Consider the following 24,249-nt stretch of genomic DNA (forward strand, 5'->3'; position numbering starts at 1 on the left):
AGCGTCGTTTCGCGTGGCCGGCCGGGTAGCGCATCGGCCTAACTCACCCCGTCGTGAGGCTAGTTCTCGTCGTCCAGGTCGGCCGTGGCGCGCTTGGCCAAAGCCTCACGGATCGTGACCGGGTCGACGGGGTAGCGGTTGCCCGTGGACGGCACCTTGACCCCCAGGCCGGCCAGCTCAGCGCGCAGTTGCTTGCCGGTGAGCTTGCGGTACGGCGCCCAGTCGGGTGCGTGCTTGGCCAGCAGCGCGGGCACGTCGGCGACGTTGACCGTGTCGTAGCCGAGCACCTCGGCCAAGTCCTCCAACAGGTCCCGCATCACGGGCTCGCTCACCTCGCGCTTCGGGCTGCCGACCGGCACCGCCGGGTGCACCTTCTGCATGGCACGCGCGATGACCTCGGCCGCCGCGTCGTAGCCGCTGTCGTCAGCCTCGATGTAGAACCACTTCAGCAACTCGAACGTCTCGTCCGTGGTGCCTGTCGTGACCGCCGTGCCCCGGTCCACCTTGTACCGAAGCTCCGTGGCGCGGACGCCGGACGCGAACGAGCCGTCACCGAGGAACCCGTCGTTGTTGCGCCAGGTCTTGACGTAGAAGCACACGTTGACCGCCACGTTCTCCACCAGCGCGGGCGGGATCGCCGCAGCACGCGAGGACTGCGTGTCGAACGCCAGGATCACGCCGGTCTTGCGGCCACGCTTGACCACGTTGACCGCCACCTCACCGGCCTCCTTGCCGAACTCCGGGTGGCCGAACAGCTCGTGGCACTCACTGAACCCGGCGACGACCGGCCGCAGGTCGGGGTACTTCTCGGCCAGCGCCCGCGTGACCTTCTTGACGCCCAGCTCCGCGAGCCGCGCCTCACGACGGTCCACCTCGGCGTACAGCTCCCGCAGCGCGTCCAACGCCGCTTCGGCCACCTCGGGGCCGGTGCCGCGCTCGTACTGCGCCAGGCGCGGCTGGTAGGCGTCGAAGTCGCCGTTGTTGGCGAACACGAACACCCGCAACTCGGCCAGCGGATCGAGCGCGGCACCGAGCATGACCACGCGCACCGCGTTGGACTTGCCTTGACCGGGCAGGCCACCGAACACCATGTTGGCCTCGACCAGCGGCGGCGCGATCACGTCGCCGCGCTGCGAGACACCGAACGGCACGGCCTCGAACACGTCCACCACACCGGAGTCCAGCAGCGGGTAGGCGGGCGCGGGCTTGCGACCCGAACCGGGGTCCGACACCCACAGGTCCACGTAGCCGGCGCGCTCGGCACCGGTCGGCCACACCTCGATCGTGTCGCGGTGCAGGTTGCGCGCCAACACTTCCCGCTTGTCGGCGAGCATCTCCGTGGTGACACCGAGCGGCAGGGAGAACACCGCCTGGTAGCCGCGATTGTTGACCCGCACCGGCGGGGTGGCGAACTCCACCGTCCACCCGTCCTTGATGGCCCGGTTCAGCGCGGGGATGCCGAGGTGTGCCAGTGCCGCGCCGATCCCTGCCGGGGTGACGACCACGTTGGTCTCCTGCCGCTGTGCCGCCGTCATCGCCCACCCCGGCATGGTCGCGGCGTTGGAACCGGCACGGTATGCCGCGACCAGCCACGCCACCGGCACCGCGAACACCGACACCTGCAACGCCACCATGAACGCGATGCCGAGCACGTTGCCGGTACCGGCAACGAAGCTCCACCACTCGTCCCACGTCCAGCCGCCGTCCCACAGCCACACCGTCACGCCGATGAGGAACAGCAGTGCCGCCAGGATCACCACGACCAGCAGAGCGGCAACGACACCGGCAACGATGGTGCGCGGCGCCTCCATGATGCGCTGCCGCCGTGTGGCCTTGGCGTCCTTGAGCCGGTCCTGCCACTCCGCCAGTGCCGCGACGTCGCCCTGAGCGCGGGCGGCATTGATGCGCTCCTTGTAGTGGGCGAACGTTGCCGCCTGCAACAGGCGAGCGAACCAGGTGCCGTGTCCACGCCACACCTTGTATGCGGCGCGTGCCGCCGTCATCCCTGCCGTTGCCGCGACTGCCGTCACCTGGCGTCCGTGCGGCATCAGCTCTCCGGCGCGCTGCCGCAGTGCCGGAAGGTTGCCGGTGCCGTCCTCGTCGACGAGTTCGCCGTCGATGACCGTGCCGACCGGTTCCACTGCCGTGCCGGGCGTGTCGGTCGCTGTCGTGTTGGCGGCACTGGGGAAGGGAAGGACGGTGGCGTGCCGCTCGTCGCCGTTGTCCGGCGTGGGGCCGGTTGCCGTGGTGGTGCTCATGCCGCCGCTCCCTTCGTGCGCATGCTCATGGCGAGCAGAGCGAAACCGGAGATGACCATCAGGCCGTCCAGGACGAGCGGGCCGACGTGTGCCGCCAGAACCCCGTAGCCCCACGCGGCAAGCAGGTCCCGCAGGTGCCCATAGGAGATGACGGCAGACCCGAGCGCGACCGTTCCGGCACCGCCGTAGCGCGCCAGGTTCCACCAGAAACCGGACTGCCACGCGACACGGGACAGCACCTCGACCGACAACAGCAACCCGATCGGCCACACCGCCGCACCGATCTGAGAAGCGATGCCAGGCGTCCAGCCCTCCGGCATCGTCGCGGCCGGAAGCCACGTGTGGAGCACGTTCGCAGCGACGGACATGATGCTGCCGAACACGAACCCCACCCACGACACCAGCCGACCACCGGACGGCGTGACCACGGGCGCGGGAGCCGCCACGTCCGGCGTGCGGGGAGCGGGCTTGCGCTCCGCGACGGGCGCCGCGGCTTCCGTCTTCACGCTCGGGACGGCGGTCGCCTTCACGGTCGGTGCCTTGGGCTTGCGGGCCGTGGCCGGCCGCGCCGTGACGGTGTTACCCGTGCCCTTCTTGGCCTCCGCGATGCGGTCGCGTCCCCACCGCTCGCCACGCTCGAACATCTCCCCGAGCGCTTTGCCGCTCAGCGGCTGGTCGGCGGCCACGCTGTCCCGGTAGGCCTGCCGGGCCTGCTCCTGGACGTCCGCCGGTTCGGTCACCTCGGCGGCCTGCACGCCCATGTCGGCGGCCGGCTGGTCGAACTCGTCCAACGTGATGGTGGGCAGCGTGGTCACGGTGCCGTTCGTGCTCGTGGTCATCGCCGACCGCCCTTCGACTTCGAGTGGACGTGGTGGGTGCTGGTGAACATCTGCACGAACTGCGCGGCGGAGAACAGCGCGGGCACACCGAGGACGGCGGCCCACATGCGCGGGTCGCTGTTGTGGGTCAACAGGAACCACTGGAGTCCGCCGATGACGAGCGTGGCCACCAGTGCCCGACCGGCGTTACCGCCCATGCGGGTCACCACCTTCGTGGCCTTGGCAGCGCGGCGACGAGCGCCACGGACGACCATCCAGAGGACGAGCAGGGCGACGAGGCCGCCCGCGACGAGCCACGGCGTCAGCTGATCGACGTTCATGCCGCACCTCCGGCGCGGCCGGCCGTGGTGACGAGCACCGGGCCACGGGCAACGGCGCACGCGGTGGACCCGGCGTCGGCCAGGCGCTCCGCGACCTCGGCGACCAGCGCGGCGACCAGGCAGACCACACGGGCCAGCAGGGTCAACACGGTCAGCAGCACGTAGGCGATCGCGGCCGGGACGGTCATCTCCCGCAACGTCCGGCGGGTCTGGTGGCTCATCGCACACCGCCCGTCGACTCGTCGCCGATCACGCGGGGGAGGTGGACGTGCAGGTGCCGCACGGTCACGCGGTACTCCATCGTCCGCAGGTCAGCAGCGGCGATCTCGGCCAGCGCGACGGAGCGGTGACGACCACCCGCGCAACCGAACGCGATGACGCACCGGTGCTCGGCAGGGAAGGCGAGAACGAAGTCGAGCGCGGTGTCGATCGTCTCCGGCGCTCCCCAGGTGTCGAGCACGACACGGCGAACCTCGTCGTCGCGGCCGTCGCAGTCGAGCAACCCGGTGTCCCGCACGGCGGCGGGGTCACTGAGGTAGCGGCGCACGTCGAACGTGGCGTCTGCCTCTGGGGTGGGGCCACCGTCCAGGTGCAGGTAGCCGAACGTGATGATCTCGACGTCGCCCACGGCCGACAGGCCGGTTTGAGGGGGCGTGGTCTTGTCGGACATGCTGATGGTCTCCTGACTCATCTGATGGGTGCTGGAGACCCGGACCTGCGGTGTCTTCTTGCCGGAATCGGCCGCAGGTTCGGGGCAATCAGAAACGCGAGTGGATCGGACCCTTCGGGCACGGCGTGCCCTGGTCGTAGTCGTAGGCGTGCTCGGCAGGGATCAAGATCTCGATGTGCTCACCGCGCTCGCTGTCGTGGCGAGCGAGATCGCTCGCCGCGACGCACACGACGGCGTGCTGCCCCTTGCCACCGGGCTGGTTCTCGCCGCGCGGACCGGAGTAGGTCACCGAGAGCACCACCCACGGCTCAGCCGACTCGGTCGGCGCGGTCTGCACGGGCTTGCACGCTGAGAGCGCGGCGGTGACTGCGATCACGCACGCGGTCAGAGTTCGAGTGAGCATCACGCGGCCTCCGTCCTGGCGGTCGCGGACATGTGGCCGTAGACGTGCAGCACGCGCACCGTGCTGCCCAACGTCCGCTCGATCACGCGGCGGTTGCGGCGCTTCCGCGCGGTGCCGTCGAGCAGCGCGGACGTGGCCGGCGGCAACTCCGCCAACTCGTCCGCAACTTCGCTGATCAGGGCGTCAATCGACGCTTCGTCCAGCCCGTCCGGGCTGAACTCCCTGAGGTCATGGGGGTTGAGCATTGAGACTCCTCCAGCTTGGCTCACCTGGCTAGTCAGGCGGTGCGATGTGGATGAGCTTGGCCTACCTGGCTAGTCATGTCAAGCGGTTGGCTGGAGAAAGACTGTCTTGGCTAGTCAGGGGCTGTATGCTGGGCCGCATGACCGACGCGTTGCAGCATCTGACGGACCTAGACCCGGACGATCCGCGCACAGAGTCGCAGCAGATTGCGAACAAGCTGCGCGCCGCGATCCTTACGCGGAAGCTCCAGCCGGGGGAGAAGCTCCCCTCTCAGCCGGAGCTTGCGAGCCGGTACGGAGTAGCGCGAGAGACGGTAAAGGCGGCGCTACGCGTGCTGACGAACGAGCGCCTAATTATCAGCAGGCAGGGGAGCGGGACGTTTGTTCGTGCTCAGACGGAGCGGCCTGTTGGTCTTCGGCCACATGTAGAGGCGGCGTTCGAGAGCGCTCACGTCGCGATTGATTTCGCGGGCTTCGGCGCCGAGACGCTACGGAATACTCTGTCCGAAGTGCTCGACAAGGTTCGGGCGGGGCGACTGACTCCCGAATCGATTGCCGTGCGGATCATGGTTTCCGACATGGCCGTACCAATGGCTTTGCCGTGCCGAGCTGATACGGCATCTGATGACCCTGCCATCCGGAAGCGTCAAGGTAGAATCACGAGGCGCGCAATTGAAAGCATCGTGGATGACGTAGAGGAACTTGCTGATCTGGGATTGGTTAAGTCGGCCACTGCTCAGGTCCGTATTCACGGAGCGGCTCCGCTGTTCAAGCTGTATATCTTGAACAATGAGGAAGCGTTCTTTGGGTTCTATCCGGTAGTGCAGCACGATGTGACTATTGATGGTGAGGCTGTTTCCATCTTTGACCCGATGGGGAAAGATGCGACCCTGTTTCAATACTCGATCAGCGCGGAGGATGACACATCTACTGCGGCTGAGTATGTGATGCAGGCTCGTACCTGGTTTGATTCTCTCTGGAACACCATCTCTCGGGAGTATGCACGTGACTAGTCTCGATGGCTTGCTACGCGCCGTCGAGGCAGTCTTCTTTGACTTCGATGGTCCGATTTGCAGTGTCTTCTCTGGCTATCCAGCTCCGAATGTGGCAGCGGACATGCTCAAGGTGCTCAGTGCTGAGGTGGGCGTCCTGCCATCGGAGATTGCGGAAGAAACGGATCCGATGGAGGTGCTTCGGTGGACCGATTGGAACTGTCCTCACCTGGTGTCGCCCATCGATGATGTGCTGTGTGCAGCGGAAAATGTCGCGGTTGAGAGCGCCGCACCAGCACCATTCGCACATGCCGCGATTGAGGCGGCGCAGCGGCGTGGTCAATGCACGGCGATCGTGAGCAACAACTCTGCTCCGGCGATCGAGAAGTATCTCAGAACCCACCGTCTGACTTCGTTCGTCGACTTCGTCGCGGGGCGGCCCTACGCTGACCCAAAGCGCATGAAGCCAAACCCGGACTCCCTGATTCGGGCCGCTAATGCCCTGGGTATCAAGCCTGAGGCGGCTTTGCTTGTCGGCGACACGGTCACAGACATAGAGGCGTGTCTTGTCGCGGACGTGCGGCCGATCGGATATGCCACGACGGCTAGGCGACGTACCGACCTAGAAAACGCGGGTGCCGCAGTAGTGATTGGCAGCATGGACGCTCTGCTGGTCACACGCTGAGATTGGTCTGGGAGTGCGTGCGGTCGGCGCTCTTGGAGAGGGTTCCTCTTAAGTCCGTAACGTCCGTAACTGCCGTAACCGCGCTGGTCAGGCGGTTACGGCTGACTCATGGGTTACGGATAGCTTGCGTAGACCCGTGGATGCGGTTGCGGCAGACGTCCGTAACCGGCGACCTAGCCGTAACCGTCTGACCTGCATGGTTACGGCAGTTACGGAAGTTACGGACTTCTGGAAACAGGGAGCGGCGGGGGAGTCCGGCGCTGCTCAGTCGAGCGCTGGTTGCCGGCTAGCGTGCTGCCCTTGCTGACCGTCGAACCGGTAGGCTCTGCCCTCATGGCGAGTCCGGTGGAGATCGAGCGCAAGGTTCGGCAGCTCGACAACGACGTCCAGTCGATCTATGAGCTGCTGGCGACGATCGACGCCACGCAGAAGCGGCAGGGCAACCGGCTGAACGAGATCGCGGCGACCCAGGCGGAGCATGGAGACAAGCTGGACGCCATCTTGGAACTGTTGCGCGGCAACCAGCCCGGATAGGTCTGAGCTCGGGAGATTGGCGCACAACACGCCCTGAGACGGCCGTAGGCGCGCTGTCGCGCAACGGCCCGTGTGGTTGGTACCCACGAAGTCCGCTCAGTGCCGCTCAGGGGCTGTCCATAGTGGACAATGCGGGTGAGTGACTGAGTGACTATCTGAGTGACAATCGCCCCGTATTGCGGTGGACGTCTACGGACGTTGGCGCACAAGCGATGCAGGTCAGCGGATCTGTCCATGCTGGACGATCAACGCTGCAAAGTGCCTGGGGGTCAAGGGGTCGCAGGTTCAAATCCTGTCGTCCCGACGGCCAATGACCAGCGGGTTTACCTTTTGAGGTAAGCCCGCTGGTGTCGTTTTTGCCCGATTGTGATCGCAAAGTGGTCGCGCTACGCCGCTTCAGCCTCTTTCAGGGCCGTCTCAATCGCCTTCACCGCATCGAGAGCGACATGCCGAAGCAGGTGACCGTAGATCTCTGTCGTCGTCGACAAGGTCGAATGGCGCAGCGTCTTGGACGCCATGGCCAGCGGAACCTGCGAGCTGAGCATCGTGGTCGCGGCGAAGTGACGCAGGTCGTGGACGCGGATCCTGGGCAGTCCTGCCTGCTCAGTGAGCCGATGGAACCGATGTAGGACGTATTCCGGGCGTAGTGGTTGTCCTCCGCGTCGGGTGAACACCAGCGCGCGGTCGGGTTGGCGCTCCGCTTGGTTCTGAAGCGCGGCGGCCACCCTGTCGGAGAGCCCGACCCAAGCGAGGCTGCTCTTGGTCTTAGGGGTCGTGAAAACCGGCGTGGAGTTGTTGACGTTGGACAACGTCTGGCGGACGAAGAGCACGTGCTCATCGAAGTGGACGTCGGCCCAATGCAGAGCGAGCGCCTCGCCTTTGCGCATGCCGGTGCCGATGATCAATTCGAAGAGGTTGGTCAACGGGTCGTTGTGGTCAGCGCAGTACTTGAGGAATTTCGCAGCCTCGGCGGGCGACCAGCACACCGGCTCGTACTTTGTAGGTCGGGTGACAGACACGTACTTGGCCGCGTTGTATGGCAGGCGGTGCTGCCGTACGGCGTCGCCCAGCGCGCTGGACAGTGTAGCGAGGCAGCGGCGCAGGGTGGTATGTCCGCGGCCGGCTTCCAGTTGGTTGCGGACATAGAGCACGACGTGCTGGTGGGATAGATCTTCAAGTCTGATCAATCCGATGTGCGGGATCAGGTCTTTGTGGACGTACGCGTGGTAGTTCGCCATCGTGGTCGGCTTCAGCGTCAATGCCTTGGCACGCAACCAACTCGCAAGATAGTCGGCGACCGTCTGCCGATCGTCGATGACGATGCCGGTCCGTTCGTACTCCAGGACCCTGCTCAGCGCCGCCTGAGCATCCGCCTTGGACACGAATCCGCTGCGGCGTCGTGTCCGCCGCTTGCCGTCGAGCGTAGGTAGGTCGACTGCGTAGGTCCAGGTTCCGTGCTTGCGGTTGGTCAGCTTCGGGCAGCGGGCGCCGAACTGCCGACCGTCGGCGCCGCGGCAGGCACAACGGCGGTAGACGCGGCCACGGTTCGGGTTCTTCATGACGGGTTCCTCCGGTCTCGTTGCTTGTCTGCTCCTGGTGAGCAGCGCAGGACCGGAGCATGGGCCGGATGCGACCACCATGCGACCACAGGCCGCATCGTTGCTGGTCTGCCCGATGTCACTTGTGACCATGTCAAGCCAGGCTGCCGCGCTCCTGCTTCATGAGACCATTGGTGACCGCTCTGCTCAGCACCTCGGCGATTCCGCCGTCGTCCTCGTTTACATAGACGCGCGCCTCCAGTTCGGCACGGCTGAGTGCGAGGTACAACAGGGAGAGGAGCCGAGTGCGCTCGCTCGGGGTGGTTCTGGTGGGCTCCATGTCCGGGACGCCCGCGACCAGGACGGCGTCGAACTGAAGGCCCGCCAGGTACTCGGCGGGGCCGACGACGAGGCCCCGTTTGCGATAGCGGAACCCTTCGACGTCAGACCTCCCGGTGATCGTCGAGACGTGGAACCTCCCCGACGTGCTGAGACGGGACGCGAGCTCGCTGAAGCGGTTCCACTGCCGGTTGTCCACGACGGCGAGTGCGATGCGGCCGCGGGAGTACAGGCTATGCATCGCCTTGACGATGTCGTTCTCCTCGGCGGCACGTGTGGCGCCGACGTTGAGGAGAGGGAGAGGTCCTGGTTCCCGCGCGGACTCCACCCCGTTGATGTTGATCTGCCAGTCTTTGCCGAGGTCTAGCGTAGGGAACTCGTGGTGGACGTGCTTGATTAATTCCAGGATCTGGGGCGTGAACCGGTGCACCGTGGTCAATTCGAGGTTGGTGACGTCGCCGATCTCTTCCTCGAACGAGGACGAGGAAGATCGGGTGTCATCGGCCGCGAAGCCAATGAACGCCTCGGACGGAGACTGGCGAGGATCGACCGCCATGAACACCCGCGGGTAGACGCTGACGTCTCGCGATAGGTAGTGGAGCACCTGCCGTTCCAGTGGGCTGAACATGTGGAACTCGTCCACGAAGATCAGGTCGTAGCCCTGGGTCTTGCGGGCTCGGTTCCACGCGTGTGTCTCCAGGTGGCTCAGCAGGTCGGCCAGCACCTGGTCTGACGTCAGCGTCGACCGTGCTTCGAGGCTCTCCATGTACTTGGTGTAGACGGCGAAGACGACTCGCATATCGTTCCGGCTCTGCAACGGCAGCATCCACGTCGCCCTCGCCTGCTGGAAGTACTTCGACTCCGCGCCGGCGCCGGGGAAGATCGCGGCGGCGCCGATGACGGATCCGAACTCCACAAGAAGATCCCAGGCCAACGCGTTGCGATCGTCCTCGTCCGAGGAGTCGAACCTGGCGCGCAGGCTTTCAGTGACGCCTGCGCGGTAGGTGATCCAGTCACCGGCGACGAAGTCGCTCAACACCTCCAGGATCTCGTCCAGCTGAGCCCTCTTGCCGCTGAAGCTGTCGTCGCCAGCCAGGCTGAACCCGGAGTCGTCCTTGGCATATTGCGGCGAGATGGTGGTCGCGATCTCGAGCAATGGGAAGACGTCGATCTCCTGCAGTAGCCCCATGCCCATGGAGTCGAGCGAGTCGGCGATCTCTGTGGCCAGCGACCAGCTGTGGGTCACCATCAGAACACGCGGTTCGCCACCCGCTTCCCTTGCGCTCAGGACTTCTCTCATCGCCTTGAGTGTGAGAGCCAGCGTCTTGCCGGAACCCGCCGGTCCACGTAGCCGGATGGACTTGGTAGCCGGAGCTTCCACGAAGGAGCGTTGATCGTCGGAGATCTTCCCCATCCACTGGTCGTACGACCAGCCTTTCGTCGTTGACTGCTCCAGGGGCGTCAGCTCGATCTCGACATCGGCCGGCCGAATGCGCTTAGCTTGCTCGACCCGTTCGGCGCAAGCTGTGACAGCCGCGTCCCAGTCCTTTTCCCAGCCAAGCGGAAGGGCGGGCTTGCCCGACTCGAACTGCTCTAGCGTCGTTGTCCGGTCGGACGACGTCATGCCCCAGAGGACGATATCGGGGGGCTCGCCCGGCAGCAGTTCCGCGATCCACCGCCGTGCTTCGGGGTTGTCACGCGGGGTTGTGAAGAAGGCGACCAGGTTGTTGTGCTTGTACTGGTGCCAACTGCGGGGCAGTGTCAGCGACCCTGTGGTGCGAGCGCGCTCGGCGAACGACGCCGCTCGGCTGAGCACGTCGGTCGTCAGATCCGTGATCCTGTCAGGCGTGATGCGGTCTCTTGTGTCCGAACTCCGCAGCACGATGATCCGCTGCTCGTCGGACTTGTCGTCCACGCTCAGCAGGACATCGGCAGCGTCCCCGGAATGCTCGAATATCCGCGGAGACGAAGGGATGGCCTCAGGTGACAACCCCGTGGCCAGTTCTTTGAGCGCTTCCACCGTTGTGACGAGCGGCTTCACTTGTACATCGCCCCCAGGTACTCGGAGTGGAGGTCTCGCACGTCCTCGTACGCCGAGGGGAGACCGATCGCCATGAACACGTGCGCGAACCGCTCCGCCAACGCGTGGGTGTACCGGTCCTGGAGGCGGGAGATGCGCCGATACCGTGACGCGCTCCTGTCCGGGCCGAGCGCGATCTCGGTCTCCGGAACCTGTTCCAGGTGACGTAGATAGGCGAAGTATCCGAGGCTGTTGCGGGGAGCGATCGACGAGAGGAACAACGCGTCCCCCGGAGGGTTCGAGTAGGCGTTTCTGAACTTGTTGACGATCCCGTCAACGATCTTGTCCCGCTTCTGCGGGTTGGGGGCACCGACTTGCGAATCGATCAGGAGCTTGACCGCGTCGTCCAGCGTCTCCGCCTTCCGGCTAAGCAGGCGGATGGACTCGCAAGCAGCCTTGACGTTGTCTGCGCGCCGGCCGCTCAGCCCGAGCGCCGTGACGATCTCATCGGGTTCTTCTTCGCAGGGCCATGCTCTGAGCCGCTCATCGGTTATCTTCGGGGCCGCGGGCGGAAGCGCCTTGCGCAGTTCGTCGACAAACTTGTTCATGGCCTTGTCGCGAAGGCCGGGATCTGCATTTCCAGCAGGTACTCATGCTCGGTGAGCACCGGAACGCACGTCACGCGCCCGTGATGCTTCGCCCGCGCCAGGTCACAGTCGGCTGTGAGCACGACGAGGTGCCTTTGCCAGAGCGATGCTGCGGGATCGGCGGCTTCGAGCACGTCACCCTGCCTGAGCGGGTCGACGACGCTGGTGTCCTGGTACTCCGCGAACGAGACGGTCATCTGGTCCTCCGGCGGTCGGAGATGCCGGCCGCTGATCGTGGTGTCAGCTTGGGCGGCACGGCGTCACTTGCTGGTCCGTGTTCCGCACATCGCCCATTTCGTTTGAGGGTGGCCGACCGTTACGCAGGGCTACAGCGCGAGCGACGAGCCTCCCAGGACATCGCTGAGAAGCTGACGGGTCGTTCATGCGTTGTTGTTCATGGCGTTTCGCTGCACCAGCTCGCAGCGCTGAGCATCCGTACCCCCAGCGCAAACCACAGCTGGACGAGTGGCGACGGCTCGGTCAGCATCACGGCGGCGCTGGGCGTCCGCGCTCGCTGAGGACTGCAACACGAGCCTCGGGCTACCTCTGGTCCGCGGCATTCGCGTACAGCGTTGATCGGGGAAGTCCTCGAGTTCAGCCGGGGCCTCGTCTTCGGCGCGCACTACATCGGTTCCGGCGTGGACGCAGCTCGGCGAGGTACTCCGCGCGCGAGCCGAACTTCCTGACCATCGCGGACCATCGGCGCATCGGCTGGTCGAGCACCCAGGCGGGGTCTCTTGTGGACATTCCGTCTGGTGGGGCGAAGAGCGAGGTCCTCGCGGTCGTGTGCACGTCGGCCTGCGAGGTCCGGGTCCGTCGCCGGGTGTCTCGGGGTACGTGGGTTTCGCCTTGCCTCCGCACTGGAACGGTGACGACGGCCAGTCCCTCGGGAACACCGTTGAGGGCGAGCGGGGTCCTCCCGCCATGCAGTCGAGTAAGGGGAGGTAGTTCTCGTACACGGATTGCTTCTTGTTTCTCGAGGTCAATTGAGGCCGCTGGGGATCTTCACCCAAGGGGATTGAAAGATAACAGGGAGAGGCGGCTAAAAACATGTCAATAACTGGACAATGGACTGACTATGGGGCTGCGAGGGCGTCGAGCGAGATCGGCTTCAGATTGAGCTAGGTGATCTGACCTGGGGTAACAGGTAGGATGCTCCTCCCCTGGTGGGTTGAGGTTGTTCGATGTCGAAGGGGCAGCGTCGTTGTTCGGCGTGAGATCGGGGTGGCTTGATTGTCTGGACCAATTTCGTCGTGAGGAGCGGAGTTCAGCCTCGGTTGCTTGTAACACTGGCTGGCCGAACGGCGAGAAATTCCACGGGGCGCGGCGTGAAAGCGCCACGAACATGCGGTGCTGTCTCTTCGCAGCTCATAGTGTTTGGAGAAAGTCGGTGCGTATCGAGTGCATCCGGGTGACCAACTTCCGGAACCTCGCGGACCTGTGCGTGGCGATCCAGCCGGGCACTGTCATCGTTGGTGAGAACCGCGCGGGCAAGAGCAATCTGTTGTACGCGTTGCGGCTCGTTCTGGATCCCACACTGTCACCGTCCGACCGACACCTTGGGCGAGAGGACTTCTGGGACGGTCTGTCGGACGGCAGCGACAACTGGGATCCCATGGATGCGCGCGAGGTCATCGAGATCTCCGTGGATCTGGCCGACTTCGAGGACGACAACACCGTGTTGAGCACATTGAGCGATGCGTTGGTGCAGTCGGATCCGCTCCGTGCGCGACTGACCTACCGGTTCGCACCGCTGGACACCGGTGTCGCCGGGCCGGGAGCGAAGGTCAAATACAGGTGGACCATCTTCGGAGGCGAGGACGAAGAGAACCAGATCGACGCCGATCTGCGGGGCTACCTGTACTTCGTGTTTCTCCGTGCGCTGCGCGACGTGGACGCGGACCTCTCCACGTGGCGGCGCTCCCCGTTGCGAGTTCTGCTGACGGCTGCGGCCAAGGCCATCGGCGACGACGATCTCAGCCGCGTACGCTCGGCGATGAGAGAGGCGAACGCGCAGCTCAACGACCTGGCGGAGATCAAACGGGTCGGCACGAGCATCAGCGACCGCATGATGGAGATCCTCGGTGCGAATCAGGCGCTGGAGACCGAACTAGCTGTGGCGGCAGAAGATCCGCTGAGACTGATCCGCACCATGAAGCTGTTCGTCGACGGCGCCGCGCACCGGCATCTGAGCACGACGAGCCTCGGCACTCTGAACGTGCTGTACCTCGCGCTGCTCGAGCTCGGGCTGGAGGAACGCCTTGCGGAGCAAGACATTGCGCACGTGGTGATGGCGATCGAGGAGCCGGAAGCGCATCTGCATCCCCACATGCAGCGGCTCGCGTTCCGGCGGCTGCTGGCTGATCACCGCACGAACCGTTCGATTCTCGTGACTACGCATTCACCCCACATTGCCAGCGTCGCTTCCCCTCGCAGCCTGGTGGTGCTTCGTGATGCGGGCGGGAGAACGGAAGCGGCCGCAGCCAGCGACGCGGCGCTGACCAACGCCGAGTGGGACGACATCGCCCGATACCTAGACGCCACCAGGGCGGAACTGGTGTTCGCGCGTCGTGTTCTGCTCGTTGAGGGGTATGCCGAGCAGGCCTTGCTGCCATCGATGGCCGCGGCCGTGGGGATGGACCTCGACAAGCTCGGCATTACCGTTTGTGTCGTGCACGGCACGCACTTCACGTCGTACGCCCGGTTCTGCGAGGCACTCGGCATCCGGTGGGCCGTGATTACGGATGGCGACGGCGACGCGGGACCGGCACGTGCCGGTCGCCTGCTCGCCGCGTTGTCCTTGAATGGAGATCCGGGGGAGCACGGCATCTTTGTCGGAATGTCCACTTTCGAATACGACCTACTGAACGCGCACCCCAGCAATGCCAACCCTTGTTTCAGCACACTCTGGGAGCTGAGCGCAGATCGGGTGCGGACCACCATGGAGACATGGGTTTCGCAGTGGCCCGAGATCGGCACCTATCTGACCACGATCGACAAGGCGGGTGGCAAGGGACGGTTCGCTCAGCGTCTTGCGTCACAACAGATCTGGCCGCCGGACTATGTCCACAGTGCCTTGAGATACCTGGCGGGATGATGGGCCCGCTGACCCAGTCGATCAGGGAGCTGTCGGCGAACGAACGCCAGTGGCAAGTGCTGAACCGGCAAGGCCATTGCATCGTCCATGCCCCGCCGGGCAGCGGCAAGACCAAGCTGTTGGTCACCTGTCTTGCCTACGACCTGTTCAACAGGATTCCCGAACCTCATGGCGCGGCATGCATCACCTACACCACGGCCGCGGCCGAGGAGCTGCGCAGGCGCTTGGCGTCGTTGGGGGTCTCCGCGCGGCCGTCGCTCTTCGTGGGAACGGTGCACAGCTTCGCCATCAACCGGATCATCGGCCCTTTTGCGGCCCTGCTCGGCAACCCCGAGCTGGTCAAGGCGTCGATCGCGAGCGACGAGCAGCAGGAGGAGATCTACCGGATTGCAATCGGCTCGCGGTTCGGATCGTCGTGCAACTGGAAGGAGAAGCGCAAGCAGATCGAGTTCCACAGGCGTCGTCTGTCCACTGTGGAGGAGTGGAACCGTGGTGGAGAAGGACTTCTGGAGGCCTGCTCGAGCTACGAGTCGTTGCTGCGCGGTGACGGTCTGATTGACTTCGAGGGGGCGGTGGCTGTCGCCGTGGATCTCGTCGAACAGCACGAGGTTGTGCGGCGGGTGCTCTCGGCGCGATATCGTCGCCTGTACGTTGACGAGTACCAGGACCTCGCGCCGGGGCTCGATCGGCTGGTGCGAGCCCTCTGTCTTCGACCCGACTCGGACGTCGAGCTACTAGCCGTCGGGGACCCAGGGCAGGCGATCTTCAGCTGGAACGGCGCGCGGCCGGAGCTGATCAGCGAACTGAGCTCGCTTCCCGGTGTGAGCACCGTGCACCTGGAGCACAACTACCGGTGCGGCGAGGAGATCATCCGAGCGTCGACGCGGGTCGAGCGCGTCGGGCGGAAGGTTACGGCCGTCCGCGGTGGCGGCGAGGTGCTGGCTGTCTTCTGCCCTGCGGGCTTCACCGAGCAGTGCCGCCAAGCTGCTGCTGCGGTCGGACTGGCGCACAGGCGCGGGGTGCCGCTACACGAGATCGCGGTGATCTGTTCGCTGAACGCTCAGTGCCGCGAGGTCGCGGAGGTGCTCCGCGGTGCCGGCCTGGCCGTTGCCGTGCCAGGAGTCGAGTACCCGCGTGCTCCGGTCACGTTGTTCGTCGAGTCGTGTGCGGCGTGGGCCATGCTCGGGCGTGAGCATAGTGGCCACCGGCTCGGCGCCATCCACCGGCGATGGCGGAGGTTGCTCGGTCCGACGTGGACACGCGACACGGACGTGCGGTTGACCGAGCTGTTGGTCGGTTACCGCGACAAACCCGTCACCTACGCCCGCAGGATGCTCGCGGACCTCCTCGGCATGGGGCTGCGTCGAGCCATGGCACGCCCGGCCCAGTCCGACAACGCCAATGCGCTGGACCGGATGCAGCACGCGGTGGAACTCGGAGCGTTGGCGGACGCGACTGTCGTGGATCTGGCCAGCCGGGCTATGAGGCGCGACCGGGTGAACGTCACGACCATGTCGTCCAGCAAGGGGCTGGAGTTCGAGGTCGTATTGCTCCTCGGCGCGGACGAGGGGCTGATGCCCTACTGGAATTCGGCCAACGATCCGGCCAAGCTTGAAGAGGATCGCAGGAAGTTCTACGTCTCGGTCACGCGTGCGCGCAGCACCGTGAAGATTTTCTACTCGCGTTCGGTGGCCACCTCCGCCGGGCGGGCAAAGCCCGCTGAGCCGAGTCGGTTCCTCTACGAGATCGGCCTGCTGCACCGCTAACGGCATGGTCGTGAAACGCGGCGTCGTTCGAGCGGGCGGCAGGTGTCGTTTGTGATGTGCAGCGCCGCTACACGGGGGGTGAGGTGCCGCCATGCTCAGCCACCGCGTGTTCGATGCTTCGGCGTGCCGTGGCCTCCATCCGCTCGTAACAGCCTGTGGACAGACGGAATATTTCTACGTATCTTTCCTGGAATGACGGCTCACCTTGTGGCCGGAGACGGCAACCCCGAGCTCCTGGTCGCCGCGCGTGAAGCACTCGGATGGACCCAGAGACAGCTCGCCGAAGAGCTGACCCGCCTGTCCAAGGCTGATCCCGAGATCAGCCAAGGCTACGTCTCCAGGGTGGAAAAAGGCTCCCTGTCGGTCTCCGCCGACCGTCTTGAGCTGTTCAGTGCGGTGCTGGAGGTGACCCCGGACTTCCTGGCCGGCGAGGGGAAGCTGTGGTCACTCGGCGACGGGTGCGTCTACCACCGCAACCGCAAGTCGACGAAGGCCTCGACGCTGCGCACGCTGCACGCGCAGGTCAACCTGCTACGTCTTTTCCTGCGCAGGCTTGCGGCTGGCTCTACCGTGACCTTGCGGGAGTTCAATCTTGTGCCGATGCAGGTTGGGGGTCTGGATGGCCCTGAGGATGTGGCTCGAGCGCTCCGTCGTGAGCTCGAACTCCCGGAGGGGCCGATCGAATCCGTGACCGAGGTGGCGGAACGGGTCGGCGCGCTGGTGGTGCCGATGTCGCTGGGAGGGCGAGAGGTGGATGCGACCAGCCTGCACCCGCCCGGCGAGGCCCCGGTGTTCGTGATCAACACCGATGCTCCGGCGGACCGCCAGCGGTTCACGCAGGCGCACGAGCTGGGACACATCGCGTGTGCGCCCGCGCTCGATCTCGGCGCCGAGGAGATGGCGCAGGCCTTCGCGAGCGAGTTCCTCGCTCCAGCCGCACAGGTGCGACCCGACCTCCAGGCTGCTCCGATCACCCCGGCACGGCTCCTGCAGCTCAAGGCACGGTGGCGGATCTCCGCTGCGGCACTGCTGCGGCGAGCTCTCGACCTCGGCGTGGTCACGGACTCGCGCTACCGCACGCTCAACACGCAGATGTCCGCCCTGGGCTGGAAGACGGCAGAACCCGAGCCTCTGCCGCCCGAGGTCGCGACGGCTGTACCCACCTTGCTGAGGGCTGCGGTCGACGCCGCAGGTGGAGTCGAGGCCGCTGCGGCCCTGGCCGGTACGACAGCCGCCAAGTTGCGCGCGATGCTGGGCGATCAGCTTCTGGGGGTTCTCGATGACTGATCTGGAAGGCGTCAGCACCTCGCCGAGCGATGACGCACGGGGAGCACTGGCGCAACTCGCTGACCGCCCCTCGCCACAACGTCCCGCCGGCAGCGTCGGCGTTCTGCACAACCGCATGTTGGTCTACGCGCGCCCGAACCAGGTGCCGAACATCGAGCCGCACGTGAGCTTGGCCCGCAGCGGATTCGTCCTCGCGGGCGCAAACACAAACGGCCGCATGAGGTTGCTCGAAGACTCGGGCTACAACGGCATTGTGCTCGTGGACCCGGCCGCCTACGAGAAGCACCTCGCCACTCCCGACGCGCCGTTCTGGTCACCTGAGGACCAGCTGCTGCCTATGACGCTGGAAGACATGCTCAACCAGCAGCTGATGGCCGGGGCCAGCGCGGCGATCACGCCGACCAAGTTCGTGCAGGCGGGTGACACCGACTCACTGAGGGCGGCGGCCCGCCAGGTGAAGGAACTGGGGCGCAACGACGTCATTTTCGCGGCACCGCTTGATGTCTCGTTACTCGACCGCAGGCACATCCGCCAGGTGACGACGATTCTCGCCGACGTGGGGTGCCCGATCGGTCTGGTGCTGGGCAAGCAGCTGGACCCGCTGAAGCAGGCGGCGAACCGGATCATCCAGAACCTGCGGATGCTCGCGGCCTCGGTCGAGCTCTTTCCCATGCGGACCGACTTCAACGCGTTCGATCTTGTGGCGCACGGGGCGTTCGCGGGGGCGATCGGCACTGGCGGCGCGGTTCGCCACACTGTCGAGCCGCCGAATCCGTCGAAGGCGATCGTGCTCGATCCCTCGCCGAGCGTGCTGATCCCGGAGCTGATGTGCTGGTGGAAGGGCAGCAAGCTCATGAAGATCTTCGGTGCCCGGCAGAACCTGGTGCCGATGTGTCCCTGTGCGGTGTGCGGTGGGCGACGGTTGTCCCGCTTCCAGCGGAGGACCGACTCGAACGAGGCGATGGCGCATGCGGTGGCCACGTGGTCGCAGTACGCCGCCGACATGCTCGCCGCGCCAACAATGCGCCTGCGCGCGCAGTACTGGCAGAACATCTGCCGCAACGCGGTCGGCTACCACGAGATGTTCACCAAGCAGCTCCGGCGCGCGAAGCCGATCAAACCTCAGGAGCCGCTCAAGGTGTGGGCGAACCTGCCGTTGTGGCTGACCGATCAGACCTGATCGACCGTGTGCCGGTAGACCTGCTCGCAGAACCACCACCACCCGGTCGTGGGTTGCCAGTCAGCCAGCGGCTCCGGTTCGAGCACCATCGTCGGTGCCGCCTGCGGACCAACCGCCACGCCGACGCCGTACCAGGACGCCTCGGCCAGCGCTTCCTCCGAGTTCGAGGGCGCTTCCGGCACGACGAACATCCGCGGGAGGTAGGACGCGAACTCTGAAGCGCGTTCCAGACCGTCACGCCATTTCGACGCGTACACCACCGCGAGAACCGGTGTGACGGCTGGCGACGCCAGGCGGGTGACCGAGGCACTGTCGATCTGCACGATGCCAGCGGGGGCGCGGAGAAGTACGCGAAGAACTGCTGGGCTCAGCGACGGCCTAGGTACCGCGATCTCGTGGGGGAGGTCCAGCAGTACGTCGAGCAGCTCCGTCGAGTTGATGTCCGCCAAGCCGGCGCGCCGCCGCCGCTCGTGCTCGGCCTCGTCACGGCGATGGACGATTGTCGCGGTAGTCCCGAAGATCCGCACCCGCGCCGAATGCGCGTCCTGCAGGTTGAGTGCCGTGCCCGATTTCACCTGCACCGTGTTCGCCAGCGGAGATGTCATCGCGACCGGCTCGATGCGGCGTAAGGGAGGTGGGGGGCGGTTCGCACGGCGTGATCCTTCCCTACCGGCTCTGGCCTCGCCCGCTCAGGGGACGGAATACTCGATGACCTGGGCCGCACGCTGCAATCGAACACCCGTTCGGCGAGAGTTGCAATACGTCGTCAGGCGCACTCGCCGGATGCCAGTCGCGATCGGATCGTCCGGACACTCCCCACAGCGCCGCTCGGAGCCTGGGCTCGGCTTGGGTGACCGCGCTCAGCGCGACGATCTGCCGGACATAGCTAATTGATGAGGCTGTAGGTGCCATCTTCATGGCGTTCGAAGTACGCGGTGTACCCACCGGGATTGCCTCGACGGTGCTTCGGCAGGAACACCCCGTAGGTCTGCTCGGCCCAGCCGGGGCACGCTGCGCGGACGTCTGCGGGCCGGAATCGTGCGGGCAGGTCGCCGCGTCGTGCAGCGCTGCGGATGTCGTTCATGAGGCGGCTCATGATTCCTACCCTGCTGCTTCGTGCACGGAGATCGCTGTCGCGTTCGCGTGACTTAGTCATATGGCCGTGCGCCGTCACGCTTCTGCAGACGTTTGATCGCGTCGATGACGGCAAGACGTTACTGGTGGCCTGAAACGAACAGGCGCTCACGCACGAGATCATGGTGTGGCCATGTTTGAACACTGCCAAGGAATGAACCGGTGACGGCACTCCGAGTCGAAGTCGCCGAACCCGCGTGGTGCGAACCAGGACTCGAGTCGCGGAGTGGCCGGTACCCGCTCGCGGTCGAAGCTCCGGTGATGGCGATGGTGGACACGCTAGTACCTGGTGTTTCGACCCTGACCCGGCTGGTGCGGTTCTACTCGCTGTACTGGGCGCTGGCGGCACATGCTGATGAGCGTGGGCTCGATGCCACCGAATGCCGAACAGTGCTGCGCCGGGCCGAGGTCGGGCTGGCGTGGGTGTCGCTGGTGCATGACGACCCGCCTCTCGCTCACGGTGCGGATCGGGTCAAGTCGTTGTGGGACAAGGGCAGAGTTGAGGCGATGGCGGAGGTCGGCAGGGGTTCGTACTCGCCGCGGCCGTGGGGATTCTGGTCGCAGTACGGTGGGCCGAGCATCACGATCGGAACGGTCCGGCTCAACGGCGGAGTGTTGAGTGCCGGCAGGCACATCTGTCCCGAACCGGTGCGGCGGATGTACCAGCCGTTGTTCGACCTCGTCTCTCGGCGACCGTTTACTGCGAGCGATATCGCGGAGTTCAGGGCGCTGGCGCTGGACGCACCTGCCACGGCGGATCTTGGGCCATTGAGCGAGCTGTTCACGGCGATGCGCCCTGGTGTCGGGGAGCAGGACGAGTGGAATGGGGATGATCGCACCCGCCGGTCCACGCTGCGGGTGCTGGCGAGATCTGTTCAACTCCACCCCGATGCCCCGGACTGGGTGAGTGCGATGAGGACGTGCGTCGCTTACGGGGCCACTATCGAAACGGATCCGTTGCTGCGCAACGAGGAGCGTGCGCATGCATGGCGTGGAGTGCTGCTCAGACGCCTGTCTGTCGGTGCGTGGCGCCGCTTGTGGGCTGAGCTGGTCGACGTCGTGATAGCTGCGGCGGGTTCGGCAACACGCGCTGACCTGCACGAGTGGGTCAGTGGTGAGGTGCCGTCGATGACGGTGCGCGACTTCCTGCGTGAATGTCCATCCACAACAGATGAAGACGGCCATCCGTTGCCCGCGGAGGAACAGGTCGAACAGGAGCGGACGAGCGCGGTCGAGATCGATCTGGCGGTGTTGCTGCTCGGAGCGCGACGGCTGGACCAGTTGACCGGCAAGAGCCTGTCGGCGTTCCTGGGTCGCCGCTCACACGGACGCGGGCAGTTTCTCGACCCCAGCTGGGTCGGGCATCGCCAGCGCGAACACGAGGATCGCCCGCTGGGAGAGCTAGCCCGTGCGCTCGTCGACGACATGCTCGCGCAGTCTCGCCGCGTCTCACTGCGCAAGCTCCAGGTCGACGAGCGCGGGAGCATGACGCTGTTCACGAAGCTGCACGAACGGAACGGCCACTACTTCGCTGATGTGCCCGAGGGCGCGGGGAACGTGGGCCTGCGGCTCGCGCAGCTGGGGACCATGTCGCACCAGCTGGGCTTGTTCGGCGGTAGCACTCCGAGTTCCGGCGTCACAGCACTGGGCACTGCGTTACTGGAGCTGCCGATATGAGCGACGTGACGTATGCTTTCCACTCCCCGCTAACTCTGCTGTACGAATGGCGTGATCGCGGCGACGGTGCGCGCCTGCGCGAGTTCCTCGTCACCGGCTACACGCTGGACCTAGTGTTCTTCGAGCGGCACTGCGTGTCGACGGCGCGTGCGTTAGGTGCGCGGATCACCGTTCTCGGTGATGCGGATCAAAGCACGCACGAGCCGGTCGACGTACGGCACGCGGGTCGCGCCTACCAGCACGGCCACGTCGTCTGTGCGGGCGCATTCCACCCGAAACTGGTGATTCTGGTGGGAGACGAGGACGTCTGGGTCGCGGTTGGCTCCGGCAATCCGACGATGTCGGGGTGGGGGCACAACCGCGAACTGTGGCTGGTGGTCCGGTCGACTCGCCAGGTCGGTCCGGCAGCGCTGAGCGACCTCGCCGCGTGGCTGGTCGACCTGCCGGCCGTGGTGGCGATGCCGTCGTGGATCGCCGAGACAACTGCCCACATCGCTGCTTCGATCACTCCTGCCCAGATCGACCACTCGTTCGCGAACTTGCGGATCTTCGGCAATCTTCGGCAACCGATCCTGGGGCAGCTCACCGCGGGGCCGGTAGAGGTGCTGGGGCTCACGGCACCGTTCTTCGACGCCAAGTCGCGAGCAGTGCGAAACCTGATCGCCAGGCTCATTCCCGACCGGGTCGACATCGCCGTGCAGCCAACGCTGTCGCAATACGACGGCAAGTCGTTGACCGAGGTTACGTCGACTGTGCCGCACGTGGAGTTCTGGCATCTCGGCGAGGAACGTACGAGCCACGGAAAGCTCGTCGAGTGGACTCTCGACGGCAGCACCACGGCGTTGGTCGGAAGTGCGAACCTCAGCGCCGCGGCTCTGCTCAACTCCACCACGGGCGGCGGGAACTGCGAGCTGGTCGCCTCTTATCCCGTGGCCAACAGCCTGTTACCCAGGGAAGAGTCGGCCGCGCGCCATGTGATCCAGGCTCAGAACACCATCCCGAAGGACGACGGATCGCGGCGCCAGAAATCCTTGGACCTGCTGGGCGCACGTCGCCGCGACGACGTGATCGTGGTCGAGCTGGTCACCGACATCCGCGTGCCGATCGCCATCGAGACTTCACCCGACGGCACGCCAGGAACTTGGACGACCGGCCTGATGTGGACCGCCGACACCGATCTGCGCTCAACGCTCCAGTTCCGGGTTCCCGAACAGGTCGGCGGCGCCGTCCGTGCGCGCGTTGAGATCGACGGCGAGCCGATCATTTCGCGGGAGGTGTTCCTCACCGACACGGTCCGTTGCCTCCCCAGGAACGATGAAGCGGCGGATCGCCCTCGTCTGGTGCGCGACTACGAGCTGGACGACGTGTTCACCGATGCCACGTTGGCCGCACGGTTCCACGCCGACTTCCTCCGGCTGCTGAGCGAGGTTCGCGAACATCAAGCTGCGCATGCAACGCCGCTGCGCATCAGCAATTCCACAGTGGACGCCGTGTCGTCGGACGATCGCTGGGGTGCATGGCAGCGGGAGGTGGAAAGCACCCTCGGGCCATCCTTGACCGGCCTGACCTTCCCCGGTGCACTGGCCATGCCTGGGAGTGGCCCGAGCGGCTGGTCGGTGAGCGGCGAGATAGACGAGTCGGCGCTCACCGACGACGAGGACGATGACGTCGCCGAGTCGCTGCCCACCGCTACCGCCCGCGTGCCCATGTCCCCGACGCAACGGCAAAGGTGTCGAACGTGGGCACGGCGCTGGGTCAATGCCATGTCCGCACCCCCGCGGTTGTGGCCGGCACTGCGCATGGCCGTGGCACGCGTCCATCTGACGATGCTCGCCGCGGGCGTGTGGGGCACCGACGAGAGCTGGCGCGCTGAACTGCGAGATCTGGTGCGTGCCCTGGTTCCCAGCGACGACGAGGAACGTGAATCGCCTGGCCAGCTGCTCGGCTACCAATCCTCGATGATCGCGGTGTGTCTGGCGTTATTGTTGCAGGACGCAAGTCTGCACGGCGGCAGCGAACACGACGTGGTGGCCAGATCCGCTTGGGACGCCGCAGGAGACTGGGCGGCTTATGCGGAACCGGAACTCGTCGAGGAATACCTCTATGTGCCTGATCAGCCTTACGCACGGGTGGCGAGCGCGGTCGAGGTGGCCGCGGTGATCGATCTAGCCACGGCTGTGGTCGATGATCCTGACGCCGAACTCCGCGACGCTTTCGAGCGCGAAGGTCTGCCGGCGCGGAAGATTCGCGGTGTGTGGGTCGTCGACGGTGAGTTTCGAAATCCTCGTCGTGTCGCGGCTCAGGTGGCGACCATGGCGGGTGCCCGGTGTGTGGTACTCGCCCGCAACGTCACCAAGGCCACCGTGGTTGTCCGCCACGGTGCAACCTTGGCGATCACGGAGTCGGCCGCGCCGCGCTGGCGAATCTATCAACTACCGACGCTGAGTACGCCGCTTTCCCTGCTCGGTGGTACGGAAGGACTTCCCAGCAGCGCAATGCAATACTCGCTTGAACCGGTGCCGCCCAAGGTTCGTGAGCTGGCAGAGGATGCTGAGGTCGATCTGGCCGAGCTCATCGCCGCTGTTCAAGCTCGGTGATCGACGACGTTGGTGTCGGTGCAG

General features: G+C 65.5%; 22 protein-coding genes. 9 read left to right on the forward strand and 13 right to left on the reverse strand.

Features of this window, described 5'->3' with window-relative positions; translation table 11 throughout:
• Positions 1-59 precede the first annotated feature (59 nt).
• From BLR21_RS37605 to BLR21_RS37635, 7 genes are all read right to left on the reverse strand, one after another.
• Complete coding sequence (locus tag BLR21_RS37605; protein ID WP_090014256.1) at positions 60-2,258, reverse strand: FtsK/SpoIIIE domain-containing protein; 2,199 nt, start codon at positions 2,256-2,258, stop codon at positions 60-62.
• On the reverse strand, positions 2,255-3,097 hold the full coding sequence (locus tag BLR21_RS37610; protein WP_090014258.1) for a DUF2637 domain-containing protein: 843 nt from the start codon (positions 3,095-3,097) through the stop codon (positions 2,255-2,257). Before BLR21_RS37610 ends, BLR21_RS37605 begins: the two co-directional genes overlap by 4 nt.
• Positions 3,094-3,417: a hypothetical protein gene (locus tag BLR21_RS37615; protein ID WP_090014260.1), complete on the reverse strand. Its 324-nt coding sequence runs from the start codon at positions 3,415-3,417 to the stop codon at positions 3,094-3,096. The genes BLR21_RS37610 and BLR21_RS37615 overlap by 4 nt, the downstream gene beginning before the upstream one ends.
• On the reverse strand, positions 3,414-3,638 hold the full coding sequence (locus tag BLR21_RS37620) for a hypothetical protein (RefSeq protein WP_090014261.1): 225 nt from the start codon (positions 3,636-3,638) through the stop codon (positions 3,414-3,416). The genes BLR21_RS37615 and BLR21_RS37620 overlap by 4 nt, the downstream gene beginning before the upstream one ends.
• Positions 3,635-4,087, reverse strand: a complete 453-nt coding sequence (locus BLR21_RS37625) for a RapZ C-terminal domain-containing protein (RefSeq protein ID WP_218131084.1) — start codon at positions 4,085-4,087, stop codon at positions 3,635-3,637. The genes BLR21_RS37620 and BLR21_RS37625 overlap by 4 nt, the downstream gene beginning before the upstream one ends.
• Positions 4,088-4,175: 88 nt before the next feature.
• Positions 4,176-4,490, reverse strand: coding sequence for a hypothetical protein (locus BLR21_RS37630; RefSeq protein WP_143028051.1), 315 nt, complete (start codon positions 4,488-4,490; stop codon positions 4,176-4,178).
• Positions 4,490-4,735: a hypothetical protein gene (locus BLR21_RS37635; protein WP_090014265.1), complete on the reverse strand. Its 246-nt coding sequence runs from the start codon at positions 4,733-4,735 to the stop codon at positions 4,490-4,492. The genes BLR21_RS37630 and BLR21_RS37635 overlap by 1 nt, the downstream gene beginning before the upstream one ends.
• A gap of 137 nt (positions 4,736-4,872) precedes the next feature.
• Between BLR21_RS37635 and BLR21_RS37640 the strand changes: the two genes are divergently transcribed.
• From BLR21_RS37640 to BLR21_RS37650, 3 genes are all read left to right on the forward strand, one after another.
• Positions 4,873-5,745 (forward strand): GntR family transcriptional regulator, encoded by an 873-nt coding sequence (locus tag BLR21_RS37640; RefSeq protein WP_090014372.1) that lies wholly within the window; start codon positions 4,873-4,875, stop codon positions 5,743-5,745.
• Complete coding sequence (locus BLR21_RS37645; RefSeq protein WP_176929970.1) at positions 5,738-6,409, forward strand: HAD-IA family hydrolase; 672 nt, start codon at positions 5,738-5,740, stop codon at positions 6,407-6,409. The genes BLR21_RS37640 and BLR21_RS37645 overlap by 8 nt, the downstream gene beginning before the upstream one ends.
• A 300-nt stretch (positions 6,410-6,709) precedes the next feature.
• The gene (locus tag BLR21_RS37650; RefSeq protein ID WP_256335191.1) at positions 6,710-6,943 is read left to right on the forward strand and encodes a hypothetical protein; all 234 of its coding nucleotides are present in this window, start codon (positions 6,710-6,712) and stop codon (positions 6,941-6,943) included.
• A gap of 386 nt (positions 6,944-7,329) precedes the next feature.
• Here the strand turns inward: BLR21_RS37650 and BLR21_RS37655 are convergent, their stop codons facing one another.
• The 4 genes from BLR21_RS37655 to BLR21_RS37670 all read right to left on the reverse strand — a co-directional run bounded on the left by BLR21_RS37655 (position 7,330) and on the right by BLR21_RS37670 (position 11,684).
• Positions 7,330-8,502, reverse strand: a complete 1,173-nt coding sequence (locus tag BLR21_RS37655) for a site-specific integrase (RefSeq protein WP_090014271.1) — start codon at positions 8,500-8,502, stop codon at positions 7,330-7,332.
• A gap of 133 nt (positions 8,503-8,635) precedes the next feature.
• Positions 8,636-10,861 carry a UvrD-helicase domain-containing protein gene (locus tag BLR21_RS37660; RefSeq protein WP_090014273.1) on the reverse strand — a complete coding sequence of 742 codons (2,226 nt, stop codon included), beginning with the start codon at positions 10,859-10,861 and terminating at the stop codon, positions 8,636-8,638.
• Complete coding sequence (locus tag BLR21_RS37665; protein ID WP_090014275.1) at positions 10,858-11,448, reverse strand: hypothetical protein; 591 nt, start codon at positions 11,446-11,448, stop codon at positions 10,858-10,860. Before BLR21_RS37665 ends, BLR21_RS37660 begins: the two co-directional genes overlap by 4 nt.
• A complete protein-coding gene (locus tag BLR21_RS37670; protein WP_090014278.1) occupies positions 11,445-11,684 on the reverse strand; it encodes a hypothetical protein in 240 nt (79 codons plus the stop codon). The genes BLR21_RS37665 and BLR21_RS37670 overlap by 4 nt, the downstream gene beginning before the upstream one ends.
• A 1,193-nt stretch (positions 11,685-12,877) precedes the next feature.
• On the opposite strand from BLR21_RS37670, the gene BLR21_RS37675 reads away from it, so the two are divergent.
• The 4 genes from BLR21_RS37675 to BLR21_RS37690 all read left to right on the forward strand — a co-directional run bounded on the left by BLR21_RS37675 (position 12,878) and on the right by BLR21_RS37690 (position 18,817).
• Positions 12,878-14,584, forward strand: a complete 1,707-nt coding sequence (locus BLR21_RS37675; protein ID WP_218131085.1) for an ATP-dependent nuclease — start codon at positions 12,878-12,880, stop codon at positions 14,582-14,584.
• The gene (locus BLR21_RS37680; RefSeq protein ID WP_176929971.1) at positions 14,584-16,350 is read left to right on the forward strand and encodes an ATP-dependent helicase; all 1,767 of its coding nucleotides are present in this window, start codon (positions 14,584-14,586) and stop codon (positions 16,348-16,350) included. The genes BLR21_RS37675 and BLR21_RS37680 overlap by 1 nt, the downstream gene beginning before the upstream one ends.
• 207 nt (positions 16,351-16,557) lie before the next feature.
• A complete protein-coding gene (locus BLR21_RS37685) occupies positions 16,558-17,637 on the forward strand; it encodes an XRE family transcriptional regulator (protein ID WP_176929972.1) in 1,080 nt (359 codons plus the stop codon).
• A complete protein-coding gene (locus BLR21_RS37690) occupies positions 17,630-18,817 on the forward strand; it encodes a hypothetical protein (RefSeq protein WP_090014284.1) in 1,188 nt (395 codons plus the stop codon). The genes BLR21_RS37685 and BLR21_RS37690 overlap by 8 nt, the downstream gene beginning before the upstream one ends.
• Here BLR21_RS37690 and BLR21_RS37695 read toward each other — a convergent pair.
• Positions 18,808-19,422 carry a hypothetical protein gene (locus BLR21_RS37695; protein ID WP_090014286.1) on the reverse strand — a complete coding sequence of 205 codons (615 nt, stop codon included), beginning with the start codon at positions 19,420-19,422 and terminating at the stop codon, positions 18,808-18,810. The two genes, BLR21_RS37690 and BLR21_RS37695, sit on opposite strands and share 10 nt — an antisense overlap.
• A 281-nt stretch (positions 19,423-19,703) precedes the next feature.
• Entirely contained in the window at positions 19,704-19,913 is a 210-nt protein-coding gene (locus tag BLR21_RS42040; protein WP_143028052.1) for a hypothetical protein, read from the reverse strand.
• A 545-nt stretch (positions 19,914-20,458) separates the two neighbouring features.
• Here BLR21_RS42040 and BLR21_RS37700 point away from each other — a divergent pair.
• Both BLR21_RS37700 and BLR21_RS37705 read left to right on the forward strand, forming a co-directional pair.
• Positions 20,459-21,628: a hypothetical protein gene (locus BLR21_RS37700; protein ID WP_143028053.1), complete on the forward strand. Its 1,170-nt coding sequence runs from the start codon at positions 20,459-20,461 to the stop codon at positions 21,626-21,628.
• Entirely contained in the window at positions 21,625-24,225 is a 2,601-nt protein-coding gene (locus BLR21_RS37705; RefSeq protein ID WP_090014290.1) for a phospholipase D-like domain-containing protein, read from the forward strand. The genes BLR21_RS37700 and BLR21_RS37705 overlap by 4 nt, the downstream gene beginning before the upstream one ends.
• Positions 24,226-24,249 lie beyond the last annotated feature (24 nt).

Origin of the sequence: Lentzea albidocapillata subsp. violacea, assembly GCF_900100275.1 — a bacterium.
In the GTDB taxonomy this organism is placed as follows: domain Bacteria; phylum Actinomycetota; class Actinomycetes; order Mycobacteriales; family Pseudonocardiaceae; genus Lentzea; species Lentzea violacea.

Excerpts from the sequence above, each read along its gene's own strand:
- BLR21_RS37605 (WP_090014256.1), bottom strand. The coding sequence starts at position 2,258 with ATGAGCACCACCACGGCAACCGGCCCCACGCCGGACAACGGCGACGAG.
- BLR21_RS37610 (WP_090014258.1), bottom strand. The coding sequence starts at position 3,097 with ATGACCACGAGCACGAACGGCACCGTGACCACGCTGCCCACCATCACG.
- BLR21_RS37615 (WP_090014260.1), bottom strand. The coding sequence starts at position 3,417 with ATGAACGTCGATCAGCTGACGCCGTGGCTCGTCGCGGGCGGCCTCGTC.
- BLR21_RS37620 (WP_090014261.1), bottom strand. The coding sequence starts at position 3,638 with ATGAGCCACCAGACCCGCCGGACGTTGCGGGAGATGACCGTCCCGGCC.
- BLR21_RS37625 (WP_218131084.1), bottom strand. The coding sequence starts at position 4,087 with ATGTCCGACAAGACCACGCCCCCTCAAACCGGCCTGTCGGCCGTGGGC.
- BLR21_RS37630 (WP_143028051.1), bottom strand. The coding sequence starts at position 4,490 with ATGCTCACTCGAACTCTGACCGCGTGCGTGATCGCAGTCACCGCCGCG.
- BLR21_RS37635 (WP_090014265.1), bottom strand. The coding sequence starts at position 4,735 with ATGCTCAACCCCCATGACCTCAGGGAGTTCAGCCCGGACGGGCTGGAC.
- BLR21_RS37640 (WP_090014372.1), top strand. The coding sequence starts at position 4,873 with ATGACCGACGCGTTGCAGCATCTGACGGACCTAGACCCGGACGATCCG.
- BLR21_RS37655 (WP_090014271.1), bottom strand. The coding sequence starts at position 8,502 with ATGAAGAACCCGAACCGTGGCCGCGTCTACCGCCGTTGTGCCTGCCGC.
- BLR21_RS37665 (WP_090014275.1), bottom strand. The coding sequence starts at position 11,448 with ATGAACAAGTTTGTCGACGAACTGCGCAAGGCGCTTCCGCCCGCGGCC.
- BLR21_RS37670 (WP_090014278.1), bottom strand. The coding sequence starts at position 11,684 with ATGACCGTCTCGTTCGCGGAGTACCAGGACACCAGCGTCGTCGACCCG.
- BLR21_RS37680 (WP_176929971.1), top strand. The coding sequence starts at position 14,584 with ATGGGCCCGCTGACCCAGTCGATCAGGGAGCTGTCGGCGAACGAACGC.
- BLR21_RS37690 (WP_090014284.1), top strand. The coding sequence starts at position 17,630 with ATGACTGATCTGGAAGGCGTCAGCACCTCGCCGAGCGATGACGCACGG.
- BLR21_RS37695 (WP_090014286.1), bottom strand. The coding sequence starts at position 19,422 with ATGACATCTCCGCTGGCGAACACGGTGCAGGTGAAATCGGGCACGGCA.
- BLR21_RS42040 (WP_143028052.1), bottom strand. The coding sequence starts at position 19,913 with ATGAGCCGCCTCATGAACGACATCCGCAGCGCTGCACGACGCGGCGAC.
- BLR21_RS37700 (WP_143028053.1), top strand. The coding sequence starts at position 20,459 with ATGGCGGAGGTCGGCAGGGGTTCGTACTCGCCGCGGCCGTGGGGATTC.
- BLR21_RS37705 (WP_090014290.1), top strand. The coding sequence starts at position 21,625 with ATGAGCGACGTGACGTATGCTTTCCACTCCCCGCTAACTCTGCTGTAC.